The 14,378-nt window shown below is 53.7% G+C and carries 13 protein-coding genes and 1 other annotated feature; all 13 genes read left to right on the top strand.

Annotated elements, in window-relative coordinates:
* Positions 1 to 136 precede the first annotated feature (136 nt).
* The 13 genes from polA (at position 137) to rpmI (ending at position 14,376) form a co-directional block, all read left to right on the top strand.
* Positions 137 to 2,773, top strand: a complete 2,637-nt coding sequence (polA, locus tag B1A75_RS10560) for a DNA polymerase I (protein ID WP_074044337.1) — start codon at positions 137 to 139, stop codon at positions 2,771 to 2,773.
* A gap of 125 nt (positions 2,774 to 2,898) precedes the next feature.
* On the top strand, positions 2,899 to 3,723 hold the full coding sequence (gene mutM, locus B1A75_RS10555) for a DNA-formamidopyrimidine glycosylase (RefSeq protein WP_074044336.1): 825 nt from the start codon (positions 2,899 to 2,901) through the stop codon (positions 3,721 to 3,723).
* 27 nt (positions 3,724 to 3,750) lie between these two features.
* Complete coding sequence (coaE, locus tag B1A75_RS10550) at positions 3,751 to 4,356, top strand: dephospho-CoA kinase (RefSeq protein ID WP_074044335.1); 606 nt, start codon at positions 3,751 to 3,753, stop codon at positions 4,354 to 4,356.
* 116 nt (positions 4,357 to 4,472) lie between these two features.
* Positions 4,473 to 5,501: a glyceraldehyde-3-phosphate dehydrogenase gene (locus tag B1A75_RS10545; protein WP_074044334.1), complete on the top strand. Its 1,029-nt coding sequence runs from the start codon at positions 4,473 to 4,475 to the stop codon at positions 5,499 to 5,501.
* A gap of 331 nt (positions 5,502 to 5,832) precedes the next feature.
* Positions 5,833 to 6,207 (top strand): adenosylmethionine decarboxylase, encoded by a 375-nt coding sequence (speD, locus tag B1A75_RS10540; protein ID WP_011232199.1) that lies wholly within the window; start codon positions 5,833 to 5,835, stop codon positions 6,205 to 6,207.
* Positions 6,208 to 6,331: 124 nt separating this feature from the next.
* Positions 6,332 to 6,730: an aminotransferase class IV gene (locus tag B1A75_RS10535; protein WP_074044333.1), complete on the top strand. Its 399-nt coding sequence runs from the start codon at positions 6,332 to 6,334 to the stop codon at positions 6,728 to 6,730.
* A gap of 67 nt (positions 6,731 to 6,797) precedes the next feature.
* Positions 6,798 to 7,259 (top strand): transcriptional regulator NrdR, encoded by a 462-nt coding sequence (nrdR, locus tag B1A75_RS10530; RefSeq protein WP_013144522.1) that lies wholly within the window; start codon positions 6,798 to 6,800, stop codon positions 7,257 to 7,259.
* A 104-nt stretch (positions 7,260 to 7,363) separates the two neighbouring features.
* Positions 7,364 to 8,749, top strand: coding sequence for a replication initiation and membrane attachment family protein (locus tag B1A75_RS10525; RefSeq protein WP_079936181.1), 1,386 nt, complete (start codon positions 7,364 to 7,366; stop codon positions 8,747 to 8,749).
* 11 nt (positions 8,750 to 8,760) lie between these two features.
* Positions 8,761 to 9,702, top strand: a complete 942-nt coding sequence (gene dnaI, locus B1A75_RS10520) for a primosomal protein DnaI (RefSeq protein ID WP_013144524.1) — start codon at positions 8,761 to 8,763, stop codon at positions 9,700 to 9,702.
* Between the two features lie 428 nt (positions 9,703 to 10,130).
* Positions 10,131 to 11,006: a putative sporulation protein YtxC gene (gene ytxC / locus B1A75_RS10510; protein ID WP_074044332.1), complete on the top strand. Its 876-nt coding sequence runs from the start codon at positions 10,131 to 10,133 to the stop codon at positions 11,004 to 11,006.
* Between the two features lie 332 nt (positions 11,007 to 11,338).
* Positions 11,339 to 13,300: a threonine--tRNA ligase gene (gene thrS / locus B1A75_RS10505; protein WP_074044331.1), complete on the top strand. Its 1,962-nt coding sequence runs from the start codon at positions 11,339 to 11,341 to the stop codon at positions 13,298 to 13,300.
* Positions 13,301 to 13,450: 150 nt separating this feature from the next.
* Positions 13,451 to 13,584: a sequence feature (ribosomal protein L20 leader region), on the top strand.
* Between the two features lie 56 nt (positions 13,585 to 13,640).
* Positions 13,641 to 14,162: a translation initiation factor IF-3 gene (infC, locus tag B1A75_RS10500; RefSeq protein WP_074044349.1), complete on the top strand. Its 522-nt coding sequence runs from the start codon at positions 13,641 to 13,643 to the stop codon at positions 14,160 to 14,162.
* A 13-nt stretch (positions 14,163 to 14,175) separates the two neighbouring features.
* Positions 14,176 to 14,376 (top strand): 50S ribosomal protein L35, encoded by a 201-nt coding sequence (gene rpmI, locus B1A75_RS10495; RefSeq protein ID WP_074044330.1) that lies wholly within the window; start codon positions 14,176 to 14,178, stop codon positions 14,374 to 14,376.
* Positions 14,377 to 14,378 lie beyond the last annotated feature (2 nt).

Here is a 14,378-nt window from a genome sequence, read left to right as displayed (position 1 = left end):
TATCATCTCCAACTGAGAAGCCCCCCATTTCTCAGCGTGAGCGTAAGTGGGGGATGAATCGGCGCCTCCCATCATGGTGGGAGAGCGTTTCAAGGCAAGCCGCAGGCATGATAGAACAAGGAGCATCCGAGGAGGGATGAAATTGAAGAAAAAGCTGGTCTTAATCGACGGCAACAGCGTGGCGTACCGCGCCTTTTTCGCCTTGCCGCTGCTGCATAACGACAAAGGCATCCATACGAACGCCGTCTACGGGTTTACGATGATGTTGAACAAAATTTTGGCCGAAGAAGAGCCAACCCATTTGCTTGTGGCGTTTGATGCTGGGAAAACGACGTTTCGGCATGAAGCGTTTCAAGAGTATAAAGGCGGGCGCCAGCAGACGCCCCCGGAGCTGTCGGAGCAGTTTCCGCTGTTGCGCGAGTTGCTGAAAGCGTATCGCATCCCTGCCTATGAACTCGACAACTACGAAGCGGACGATATTATCGGAACGCTTGCCGCCCGCGCCGAGCAGGAAGGGTTTGAGGTGAAAGTCATTTCCGGCGACCGCGATTTAACCCAGCTCGCCTCCCCCCATGTGACGGTGGACATTACGAAAAAAGGGATTACCGATATCGAACCGTACACGCCGGAGACGGTCCGCGAAAAATATGGCTTAACCCCGGAACAAATCGTTGATTTGAAAGGATTGATGGGCGACAAGTCGGACAACATTCCTGGGGTGCCGGGCATTGGGGAAAAGACGGCGGTCAAGCTGCTCAGGCAATTCGGCACGGTCGAAAACGTGCTCGCCTCCATTGACGAGATCAAAGGCGAAAAGTTGAAAGAAACGCTGCGCCAACACCGCGATGTGGCGCTTTTAAGCAAAAAGCTCGCCGCCATTCGCCGCGACGCCCCGGTCGAGCTCTCGCTTGATGACATCGCCTATCAAGGTGAAGACCGTGAGAAAGTGATCGCTTTATTTAAAGAGCTTGGGTTTCAATCGTTTTTAGAGAAAATGGATTCGCCGTCACCAGAAGAGGAAAAACCGCTTGCGGAGATGGCATTCACGCTTGCTGACCGCGTGACGGAGGAGATGCTTGCCGACAAGGCGGCGCTTGTCGTTGAGGTGGTCGAGGAAAATTATCATGATGCGCCGATCGTCGGCATCGCTGTGGTCAACGAACATGGACGGTTTTTCCTGCGCCCGGAGACGGCGCTTGCCGATCCGCAGTTTGTCGCCTGGCTTGGTGATGAAACGAAGAAAAAAAGCATGTTTGACTCAAAGCGCGCGGCAGTCGCCTTGAAATGGAAAGGAATTGAGCTATGCGGCGTTTCCTTTGATTTATTGCTGGCCGCCTATTTGCTTGATCCGGCGCAAGGTGTTGATGATGTGGCTGCCGCAGCAAAAATGAAGCAATACGAAGCGGTGCGGCCGGATGAAGCGGTGTATGGCAAAGGGGCGAAGCGGGCCGTGCCGGATGAGCCAGTGCTCGCCGAGCATCTCGTCCGCAAGGCGGCGGCGATTTGGGCGCTCGAACGGCCGTTTTTGGATGAGTTGCGCCGCAACGAACAAGATGGGTTGCTCGTCGAGCTCGAGCAACCGCTGGCAACGATTTTGGCGGAAATGGAATTTGCCGGGGTGAAAGTGGATACGAAGCGGCTCGAACAGATGGGCGAAGAGCTCGCGGAGCAGCTGCGTACGGTCGAGCAGCGCATTTATGAGCTCGCCGGCCAGGAGTTCAACATCAATTCTCCGAAACAGCTCGGCGTCATTTTATTTGAAAAACTGCAGCTGCCGGTCTTGAAAAAAACGAAAACCGGCTACTCCACTTCGGCGGATGTGCTTGAAAAACTTGCGCCTTATCACGAGATCGTGGAAAACATTTTGCATTACCGCCAGCTTGGCAAGTTGCAGTCGACGTATATTGAAGGATTGCTGAAAGTCGTGCGACCCGATACAAAGAAGGTGCATACGATTTTCAATCAGGCGCTGACGCAAACCGGACGGCTCAGCTCGACGGAGCCGAACTTGCAAAACATTCCGATTCGGCTTGAGGAAGGACGGAAAATTCGCCAAGCGTTCGTGCCGTCGGAGCCCGACTGGCTCATTTTCGCCGCCGACTACTCGCAAATTGAGTTGCGCGTCCTCGCCCATATTGCTGAAGATGACAATTTAATTGAAGCGTTCCGCCGCGATTTGGATATCCATACGAAAACAGCGATGGACATTTTCCATGTGAGCGAGGACGAAGTGACGCCCAACATGCGCCGTCAGGCGAAGGCGGTCAACTTTGGGATCGTTTACGGGATCAGTGATTACGGCTTGGCGCAAAACTTAAATATTTCGCGCAAAGAGGCGGCTGAATTCATCGAGCGCTACTTTGCCAGTTTTCCGGGCGTGAAGCGGTATATGGAAAACATTGTGCAAGAAGCGAAACAGAAAGGGTATGTGACGACGCTGTTGCATCGGCGCCGCTATTTGCCGGATATCACGAGCCGCAACTTCAACGTCCGCAGCTTCGCCGAGCGGACGGCGATGAACACGCCGATTCAAGGGAGCGCCGCTGACATTATTAAAAAGGCGATGATCGATCTGAACGCCAGACTGAAGGAAGAGCGGCTGCAAGCGCGCCTTTTGCTGCAAGTGCATGACGAGCTCATTTTGGAGGCGCCGAAAGAAGAGATGGAGCGGCTGTGCCGGCTCGTTCCGGAAGTGATGGAGCAAGCGGTCACACTTCGCGTGCCGCTCAAAGTCGATTACCATTATGGCTCGACGTGGTATGACGCGAAATAAAAGGCGGCCTTGGCGCGAAACGGCCGGCGCCTCATGGAGAATCTTTCTCTCGGCGGATGGACCGGCGTCAATGCGAAAGCGTCGGCTGGAACGATGCAGGAAAACGGAGGAAAGGGGGGATAACCATGCCGGAATTGCCGGAGGTGGAAACGATCCGTCGTACGCTTTTGCCGCTTGTGGTCGGCAAAACGATTGAGGACGTGCGCATCTTTTGGCCGAACATCATCCGCCATCCGCGAGACCCCGAGGCGTTTGCGGCAAGAATGATCGGACAGACGGTGCGTGGTTTGGAACGGAGAGGGAAATTTTTAAAATTCCTGCTCGACCGCGATGCGCTCATTTCCCATTTGCGCATGGAAGGGCGCTATGCCGTCGCTTCTGCCCTCGAGCCGCTCGAGCCGCATACGCACGTCGTGTTTTGCTTCACGGACGGCAGCGAGCTTCGCTACCGCGACGTGCGCAAGTTCGGAACGATGCACGTTTATGCCAAAGAAGAAGCTGACCGCCGGCCGCCGCTTGCTGAGCTTGGACCGGAGCCGCTTTCCCCGGCGTTTTCCCCGGCCGTATTGGCGGAGCGGGCAGTGAACACGAAACGGTCGGTCAAGGCGCTGCTCCTTGACCAGACGGTCGTGGCTGGGTTTGGCAATATTTATGTCGACGAATCGCTGTTTCGCGCCGGCATTCTTCCCGGACGGCCGGCTGCCTCGCTCTCCGGCAAAGAGATCGAGCGCCTGCATGAGGAAATGGTGGCGACGATCGGCGAGGCGGTCATGAAAGGGGGAAGCACGGTGCGTACGTACGTGAACACGCAAGGCGAGGCCGGCACGTTTCAACATCATTTGTACGTGTATGGCCGCCAAGGCAAGCCGTGCAAACGATGCGGCACGTCGATTGAAAAAATAGTCGTCGCCGGCCGCGGCACGCATTATTGCCCGCGCTGCCAGCGCTAGGCGGCGCATAAAAAGGAGAGAGGTTCCATGACGTTGACGATCGGACTGACCGGCGGGATCGCCAGCGGCAAAAGCACGGTGAGTGCGATGATGCGCGAGCTCGGCCTTCCGGTCATTGACGCTGACGAAGCGGCGCGCGCCGTCGTCCGACCGGGGGAAGACGCCTACCGACAGATTGTCGCCGCCTTCGGTCCGGACATTTTGCAGACAAATGGAGAGATCGATCGGGCGAAACTCGGGGCGATCGTGTTCAACGACGAAGAAGAACGGAAAAAGCTAAACGCCATCGTTCACCCGGCGGTGCGTCGGAAAATGTTGGCGGAGAAAGAAGCGCTCGTCCGTTCCGGGGCGAAAACGGTTGTATTGGACATTCCGCTTTTATTTGAAAGCGGATTGACATCCTGGGTCGATAAAGTGCTCGTCGTGTATGTTGACGATGACATCCAGCTTCGCCGGCTGATGGCGCGGAACGGGTTCACTGAGGAAGAAGCGCGCGCCCGCATCCACGCCCAATGGCCGCTGGCGGAAAAAATGAAACGGGCCGATGCGGTCATCAACAATAACGGAACGAAAGAAGAGACACGCCGTCAGCTGTTGGCCATTTTGAAACAATGGGACGCCTTGGAAAAATAGGCGTCTTTTTTGTTCACTTTCAGTTATTTTGTTCTCCACATTCCCTAAAAATATGATATACTATTTATGTGAGTATGTGAAAATAGTATAACATATATGAGGGGAGAACAAAGTGAATGAAGGCGAAAGTGGCGATTAACGGTTTCGGACGAATCGGACGGATGGTGTTCCGGCGCGCCATCAATTCTCCTGATCTCGACATTGTGGCGGTGAACGCCAGCTATCCGCCGGAAACGTTAGCCCATTTAGTGAAATATGACTCAAACCACGGCAAGTTTGAAGGTGAGGTCATCGCTTTGGAAGATGGCCTGCTCGTCAACGGCAAAAAAGTGAAGCTGTTAAACTCGCGCGACCCGAAGCAGCTGCCGTGGAAAGAGCTTGATATCGATATTGTGATTGAAGCGACCGGCAAATTCAACGACCGCGAAAAGGCGAGCCTTCACCTTGAGGCAGGGGCGAAGCGCGTCATTTTAACCGCCCCGGGCAAAAATGAAGATGTGACGATCGTCGTTGGCGTCAACGAGCATATGCTTGACATCGACCGCCATTTCATCATTTCGAACGCCTCGTGTACGACAAACTGTTTGGCTCCGGTCGTCAAAGTGCTCGATGAAGCGTTTGGGATTGAAAACGGCCTGATGACGACGGTTCACGCGTATACGAACGACCAAAAAAACATCGACAACCCGCATAAAGATTTGCGCCGCGCCCGCTCATGCGCGCAGTCGATCATCCCGACGACAACGGGAGCGGCGAAAGCGCTTGGCCTAGTGTTGCCGCATTTAAAAGGGAAGCTTCATGGCATGGCGCTCCGCGTCCCGACACCGAACGTATCGCTCGTCGACTTGGTCGTCGACTTGAAGCGCGATGTGACGGTTGATGAGGTGAACGAGGCGCTCATCCGCGCTGCCAACGGCCCATTGAAAGGCATTTTGGATTTCACGATGGAGCCGCTTGTATCGATCGATTTCAATACGAATCCGCATTCTGCGATTATCGACGGCCTGTCGACGATGGTGATGGAAGGGCGAAAAGTGAAAGTGCTCGCTTGGTATGACAATGAGTGGGGCTATTCGTGCCGCGTCGTTGATTTAGCCCATCTTGTCGCGGCCAAAATGAATGAGCGTCTCAGCGTCAATGCGTAACGGACACGCCGCCTTGGCGGCGGTCCGATGTGAAGCGCGCCGCCCGCGCTATGGCTTTTGCGATCCGCACAAACGGATCGGGCCACAGCGCGGGCGTGGGCGCTTTTTCTCTTTTTTATGCAAAAAAATTAAAAAAGCCTGTTGCAAAAACCCCCTAAACAAAGTATACTATGTCTCGTGAACTTCTTAACGGCAAGGGTAATGTGACTACTTAAAGGGTTAGGACCTCTTAGGACTAACTTTCCCCCGTGGTAGTTATACATGCCATTTTGCAACTCACCTTCTGTTTTTTATTTGTTTGAGAAAATTGGTTCAAAGGGGGATTCTTTTCATGGACACGATGGGTCGTCACGTTATCTCGGAACTTTGGGGATGCGACTTTGACAAACTGAATGATATTGATTTTATTGAAAAAACGTTCGTTGACGCCGCGTTAAAGTCGGGAGCGGAGATTCGCGAAGTGGCGTTCCATAAATTCGCTCCGCAAGGCGTAAGCGGGGTCGTCATTATTTCGGAATCGCATTTGACGATTCATACGTTTCCCGAACACGGCTATGCGAGCATTGATGTGTATACATGCGGCCATTTAGACCCGACGATTGCCGCCGATTACATCGCAGAAATGCTGGGCGCGCAAACGCGGGAAACGATTGAACTTCCGCGCGGCATGCGCCCGATCGAAGTGAAAAAGGCGCAGGCGCTGTAATTGGATAATGATGAAACCGAAAGGAGCGTAAGCGAAACGCTCCTTTTTTTGCGCCCTCGGCGGTACAACGGCGGCGAAAATCATGGTATGATGGAGGAAAAAGAATGACTAGGGAGACGTGGCAATGAGCATGTGGAAATCACTGAAATACGCCTTCACAAACCATTGTGAAACGCGGGAAAATCATGAAGACGAAGAGTTAAGGAGCCATTATTACAAAGCGACGAACCGCGCCGTCATCGATGCGGTCAAAGAGCTGCTCTCGTCGTTGCCCGGCGCCGAGCTCGTTTCTGTTTCCGAAGAGCGCGGCGAAATTTGTGCGCAAACAAAGCGCGGCAAAAAGTTGTTCATCGTCGCTACCGTCATTTCCGTGCGGCCGTTTGAAACAGCGGTCGACTTTTCCGCGACGACGGAGACGAAGCTATTGCCGGTTGATTTTGGGCATAGCCGGGCGGTCATTCTCGATTTGTACCGGAAGCTCAACGCCCGCCTGCCCTATATCGGTTCCGGACTGAACAGCTAACTATATCTTGTCTGCTTTCGTCCATTCCGGTATGATAGAAAATAAGAAGATCAACGGAGTGGATGTTATGCGATGTCCTTCATGCCATCATCAAGGTACGCGCGTGCTTGACTCGCGCCCAGTTGAAGAGGGTCGTTCGATCCGCCGCCGGCGGGAGTGCGAACAGTGCCATTATCGGTTTACGACGTTTGAGCGGATCGAGGAGCCGCCGCTGATTGTCGTGAAAAAAGAGGGAACGCGCGAAGAATTCAGCCGGGAGAAAATTTTGCGCGGCTTGATCAAAGCGTGCGAGAAGCGGCCGGTGGCGCTCGAGGAGCTTGAAAAAGTGACGCAGGAAATTGAGCGCGAACTGCGCAATCAAGGCGTCTCGGAAGTGAAAAGCGAAACGATCGGCGAAATGGTGATGGAGCGCCTGTCACACATCGATGAGGTGGCTTATGTCCGCTTCGCTTCCGTCTATCGGCAGTTTAAAGATATTAATGTGTTCATTGAAGAACTGAAAGAGTTGATCAAAAAAGGGCAGCGGTAAAAAGGGCTTTGGCGTTAGGCGGCAAGCCCTTTTTTCAACGTCTTTTCGGCAGGAAAGGAGAGAGCCGGTTTGAAACGAATACGGCGGAATGGAAGGTCGGAGCGATGCAACACCATTGGAAAGAGCTGATTGCTGTCGACCGTTATACCGTGCAAAGCCGTGGGGTGTTGCATGAGGTGGACCGTAAAGTGCTGACGCTGCTTTACCAGCCGCTCATCGGCTGCCGGGCGTTGGCGCTTTATATGACGCTTTGGGGGGAGCTTGAGCTGCTTGACGGCCAGGAAGCGACCCATCATCGGCTTATGGCGCTCATGCAGTGCGGACTGCCGGACATTTACAGCGAACGGTTGAAACTCGAAGGAATCGGGCTGCTCGACACATACGTCCACGCTCCAGAGGCGGATGAACCGAAGCTGTTTCTTTATGAGCTGCGTCCGCCGCTGGCGCCAGACCAGTTTTTCCGCGACGAGATGTTGAGCGTTTTTTTGCACCGGCAAGTCGGCCGCCACTTGTTTATCCAGCTGAGCAACTTTTTTGCCCGTCCGTCCATTGATGAAACGAAATTCACCCAGGTGACGCGGTCGTTTTCCGACGTGTTTTCGGCCGTGCCCGCTGAACAAATCGTCGCTGGCCTCAGCGAAGAAGCCGGGCCCGAGCTGCTTGAAGGGAAGGATCACATCAGGCGGGATGAGGCGTCGTATGTGCTCGATGATGATGTATTCGACTTTGAGCTGTTTTTTGCCGGCCTGTCCAAGCAGCTTGTGCCGCGCCGGGCTGTGACAGCGAAAGTGAAGGAAGCGATTAAAAAGCTGGCGTTTTTATACGGCATTCCGCCGCTTGAGATGCAAAAACTGGTCCTTGGCGTCATCGATCCGGCCTATCATATCGATATTGACGCGTTGCGCCGGGCGGCGCGCGAATGGTATGAGCTCGAACATGGCGGTGTCGAGCCGCGCCTCGTCGAACGAGTGCAGCCGCTCGCCTACCGGACGATGGAAAACATCGAACCGCGCACAAAAGAGGAGCAACTAATGAAACAGCTGGAAACAATTTCCCCGCGCCAGCTGCTGAAAGAGATTTCAGGCGGCGCTGAGCCGTCGCTTGCTGATTTGCAGTTGATCGAAGACATTATGTTCCAGCAGCAGCTGCTCCCCGGAGTTGTCAACGTGCTCATTTATTATGTCATGCTCCGGACGAATATGAAGCTGTCGAAAAAATACGTAGAAAAAATCGCCAGCCATTGGGCGCGCAAAAAGGTGAAAACCGTGAAGGAAGCAATGGAACTGGCGAAAGAAGAGGCGAAAACATACCAAAACTGGGCGAACGAAAAGGAAAAAGGGACGCGGACGGTGCGCAAAGTCGTGCGCACGGAAATCGTCCCGGACTGGCTGAACATGGATTACAGCCAGCCGGATGATGATGATTTTGACGTCGAACAGGCGCGCAAAGAGCTTGAGGAACGGCTGAAAAAATACCGTGATGAATCATAGAGGGAAAAGCCATGGAACGAGTAAACCACCTGTTGCAGCGGTTGCTTGGCAATCAACGGTTTAAACAACGCTACGAACAAATGAAACGCTACATTTTGGAGCATCCGGACGTGCAGCCGTTTTTGCGGGCGCACGAACGGCAATTGTCGGCCGATGCGGTTGACCGCAGCTTGATGAAGCTGTATGAGTTCATCGAGCAGCACGGGAATTGCCGCCAATGTCCGGGCCTTGAGCGATGCAACAACATGCTGCCGGGGTACCATCCAAATTTGGTGGTCAACGGTGGAAGGATCGACGTTGAGTACGACCGCTGCCCAAAAAAAGTGCAGCATGACGAGCGAAAACGGCAAGAGTCGCTCATTCAAAGCATGTTCATGCCGCGCGAAATCTTGCGTGCTTCGCTCTCTGACGTCGATCTCAATGACGATGGGCGGATCAAAGCGATCCGATTTGCCGAGCGGTTTGTGGCGGAATACGAGCCAGGGAAAAAAATGAAAGGCTTGTATTTGCACGGATCGTTTGGGGTGGGCAAAACGTATTTGCTCGCCGCGATCGCCAACGAGCTGGCGAAGCGAAACGTTTCGTCGCTGATCGTCTACGTGCCCGAGCTGTTTCGTGAGATGAAACATTCGCTTCAAGACCAGACGATGAACGAAAAGCTTGATTATATCAAAAAAGTGCCGGTGCTGATGCTCGATGACCTTGGGGCGGAGGCGATGTCAAGCTGGGTGCGCGATGATGTGTTTGGCCCGATCTTGCAATACCGGATGTTTGAAAACTTGCCGACGTTTTTCACGTCGAACTTTGATATGCAGCAGCTCGCCCACCATTTGACGTATTCGCAGCGCGGCGAAGAAGAGAAGGTGAAGGCGGCGCGCATTATGGAGCGAATCCGCTATTTGGCCTACCCCATTGAAATTACCGGGCCGAACCGCCGCGAGCAAAATATATAAAGGCGATTTGAAACGTTACCGTTTGCAGCTTTTGAATAAGCAGGCATCGATCGACTGTCGGGCGACCGAACAACGCCGCTTCCAGCCCCGCGCATGGGTCTGTGAAGCAGGTGGTTGTTCGGTCTTCCGTCACGCTTAGGCATGACTCGAAGGCAAGCCACCGGCTTGCCTTCGACAGTCGAGAACATCGACAAACGACTTTTTCATCAAGGATATGTTACACTTTTTCGCTTCATCCATAATAGATAGAGGCCATTGGATGTCGTTTTTACAGAGCCAACCGGCGTCCTGTTGTCGGATGCCGGTTTTTTGTTTCGCCATGAGCGCACGAAACGCCGCTAAGCTTTGTGGTTTTTTAGTCTAAACAGCCCGTTGTCCCCATATATATAAACCAAGCATTCCTTTCGGGCTAAAGGGGGGGACAGCGGGTGATCGAAATCCATTTTGACGAGGCAAGCGAGGCGGAAAAATTGGTTGGGCTGCTATATCACCGGCAACCGGATGACGGTCCGCTGTTTCATGCCGCTTATGACGGGAACAAAACCGTGGCGGTTTACATACAGGGCGAGGAGAAGCGTGTGCTTGAGGAGCATATCATCCCAGCTATGACGGCGTTTATGCAGGAGGTGATGGAAGAACGGCTGCTGTTATCCATCATTGCCAATGTTTTTTATTTCCGCGACGTCGAAGAACAGCAGCAAATTTTGGCCCTCGCTCATTCGTTTTTGGACGGAGAGCGGCGCGATTACCGGAAAAGCGCGGCGTTTGCCGCCTCGCGCACCGTGATGTTGCGCGACGCTTTTGCCTCCTTTTTGCGCGACGGCTTGTCGTTTTCGTTTTCTTCGTTCGTTACGTTCCGGTTAAAGCCGTATATGGAGCGCCTCCAACATTATGTCGAGCTGGCGATTGATGAATACAAGCTGGAGCAGGAATATCAAAATTTTGTGCAAATGCTGCGAGACTGCCTGGCTGGTCGGACGCCGCAATGGCCGCGCCTGTATTTGGTGCACGATCCGCCGCACTTCGTATTTTACGACAGCGAGCGGCGGGAGCTGTCGGCGGCGGAAGTGAGACAGTTGATCGACCGCCATCTCGTCTTCAGCCAGCCGATGTATATTGATGCATCGGTGCTCGCTCCGCTTGTCTCGCTCGCTCCGGCGGAAATTGAGCTGTACACCGATCATCCGGATGACGGCATGGTGCAGACACTGCAAAACGTGTTTCAAGAACGGTTGATCGTCTGCCGCCGCGCCGATTTTTCCCGCTTGTTTGCCGCCAACGCTGGAAATGGGGGAGAAGCTTGATTTTTCCTGCTGTTTTCGCTATAATGTCGTCATGAATGATGAATACAAGCGATGACGAGGACATGGGTGCATTTTTACGGTTTCCAGAGAGGGAAGGCAGCGGCTGGAACCTTCCTAACACGAAAAATGCACTTACCCCCTCAGAGCTGCGGCAGCGAACGCAACGCCCAGTAGTTGCCGCCGGTGGACGACCGTTATTCTTGTTGAGCCATGGCATGGCGAGGCACTGCTATGGGAAGAAGGGTGGAACCACGATGAAAACTCGTCCCTTTAGGAGGGAGGAGTTTTTTTATTTTTCCATTTTCATCATCATGACAAAGGAGTGATTGCCGATGCCAGACGTCATTCGCATCACGTTCCCAGATGGGGCGGAAAAGGAGTTTCCGAAGGGGACGACGACGGAAGACATCGCTGCCTCGATCAGCCCGGGGCTGAAGAAAAAAGCGATCGCCGGCAAACTGAACGGCCGGTTCGTTGATTTGCGCACGCCGCTTCACGAAGATGGCGAGCTTGTCATCATTACCCAAGACATGCCGGAGGCGCTTGACATTTTGCGCCATAGCACCGCCCACTTAATGGCGCAGGCGATCAAGCGGCTGTATGGCAACGTCAAGCTCGGCGTCGGTCCGGTCATTGAAAACGGCTTTTACTATGATATCGACATGGAGCATAAGCTGACACCGGACGACCTCCCGAAAATCGAAGCGGAAATGCGCAAGATTGTCAAAGAAAATTTGGACATCGTCCGCAAAGAAGTGAGCCGCGAAGAAGCCATCCGGCTGTATGAAGAAATCGGCGATGAGTTGAAGCTCGAGTTGATCGCCGATATTCCGGAAGGCGAGCCGATTTCGATTTATGAGCAAGGCGAGTTTTTCGACCTTTGCCGCGGCGTGCACGTGCCGTCGACTGGAAAAATCAAAGAGTTCAAGCTGCTCAGCATCTCGGGGGCCTACTGGCGCGGCGACAGCAACAACAAAATGCTGCAGCGCATCTACGGCACGGCCTTTTTCAAAAAGGAAGACTTGGATCGTTATTTGCGCCTGCTTGAAGAAGCGAAAGAGCGCGACCACCGGAAGCTCGGCAAAGAGCTTGAGCTGTTTACGACATCGCAAAAAGTCGGACAAGGCTTGCCGCTATGGCTGCCGAAAGGGGCGACGATCCGTCGCGTGATCGAACGGTACATCGTCGACAAAGAAGTGGCGCTCGGATACGATCATGTCTACACGCCGGTGCTCGGCAGCGTTGAGCTGTACAAGACATCGGGCCATTGGGACCATTACAAAGAAAACATGTTCCCGCCGATGGAGATGGACAACGAAGAACTTGTGCTTCGTCCGATGAACTGCCCGCACCATATGATGATTTACAAAAGCAAGCTGCACAGCTACCGCGAGCTGCCGATCCGCATCGCCGAGCTCGGCACGATGCACCGCTATGAAATGTCTGGAGCGCTTACCGGCCTGCAGCGCGTCCGCGGCATGACGCTCAACGACGCCCACATTTTCGTGCGCCCGGACCAAATCAAAGACGAGTTCAAGCGCGTCGTCAACTTGATTTTGGAAGTCTATAAGGATTTCGGCATTGAGGAATACTCGTTCCGCTTGTCTTACCGCGATCCGCATGACAAAGAAAAATATTACGACGACGATGAAATGTGGGAAAAAGCCCAACGCATGCTGCGGGAAGCCATGGACGAGCTCGGCCTCGACTACTACGAAGCGGAAGGGGAAGCGGCGTTTTACGGGCCGAAGCTCGATGTGCAAGTGCGCACGGCGCTTGGCAAAGACGAGACGCTCTCGACGGTGCAGCTTGACTTCCTGTTGCCCGAGCGCTTTGATTTGACGTACATTGGCGAGGATGGGAAGCCGCATCGTCCGGTCGTCATCCATCGCGGCGTCGTCTCGACGATGGAGCGGTTTGTCGCGTTCCTCATCGAGGAGTATAAAGGCGCGTTTCCGACATGGCTCGCCCCGGTTCAAGTCAAAGTGATCCCAGTGTCGCCGGAGGCGCACCTCGATTACGCGTATGACGTGCAGCGGACGCTGAAAGAACGCGGCTTCCGCGTCGAAGTTGACGAGCGCGACGAAAAAATCGGCTATAAAATCCGCGAAGCGCAAATGCAAAAAATCCCGTACATGCTCGTTGTCGGCGATAAAGAGGCGGCCGAGCGGGCGGTCAATGTCCGTCGCTATGGCGAAAAAGAAAGCCGGACGATGGGGCTTGACGAGTTTATTGCCTTGCTCGCTGACGATGTGCGGGAAAAACGGACACGATCCGCGCAATCGGCGGGTTGAAACCTCGATGAGACGAACCATTGCAAATTTTCTCTTGCCAATCGGGCGGACATCCGTTATAATGGAGTTCGTTGTGTTTATCAAGATCTGCTCCTTGACATGCCATCGCCAAGGTGGTATAGTTTATAAAGTGGAATGATTGCTTGTTTGTAACGAAAGCAGAAGCACCCCGCTTCTCACCTGACCGACGCCAAGACGGCTGTTGGCAGGTTGTTACGGTTCGTCAATGCGAGTGTAAGGACGTACTGCGCGGGTGCTTTGTGCATCTGCGCTTTTTTTTGGCTGGAAGTGGGGCTCTGCTGGCAAACAAGCCAGTCGGAAAAAACCTTGGAGGTGGCTCATTATTAGCAAAGATTTTATTATCAACGAACAAATTCGTGCCCGTGAAGTGCGCTTGATCGACCAAAACGGCGAACAGCTTGGCATCAAGTCGAAGCAGGAGGCGCTTGAGATTGCGGCAAGACGCAACTTGGATCTTGTGCTTGTCGCGCCGAACGCCAAACCGCCCGTTTGCCGCATCATGGACTACGGCAAATTCCGCTTCGAGCAGCAGAAGAAAGAGAAAGAAGCACGCAAAAAACAAAAAGTGATCAACGTCAAAGAGGTGCGCCTCAGCCCGACGATCGAGGAGCATGACTTCAACACGAAGCTGCGCAATGCGCGCAAGTTTTTGGAAAAAGGCGATAAAGTGAAGGCGACGATCCGCTTTAAAGGTCGGGCGATCACCCATAAAGAAATCGGGCAGCGCGTCCTTGACCGCTTCTCGGAAGCGTGCGCCGACATTGCCGTTGTCGAAACGGCGCCGAAAATGGACGGGCGCAACATGTTTTTAGTGCTCGCACCGAAAAACGACAACAAGTAAGGAGGAACCTGCGATGCCAAAAATGAAAACTCACCGCGGCTCGGCGAAACGGTTCAAAAGAACGGCCAGCGGCAAATTAAAACGCGGTCATGCCTATACGAGCCACTTGTTTGCCAATAAAACGAAAAAACAAAAGCGTCATCTCCGCAAAGCGACGCTTGTCTCGCCTGGCGATTTCAAACGCATCCGCCAAATGCTTGACAACTTGAAATAACG

The organism is Geobacillus sp. LEMMY01 (genome assembly GCF_002042905.1).
In the GTDB taxonomy this organism is placed as follows: Bacteria; Bacillota; Bacilli; order Bacillales; family Anoxybacillaceae; genus Geobacillus; species Geobacillus proteiniphilus.
This window is presented reverse-complemented; position numbering and strand designations above follow the sequence as displayed.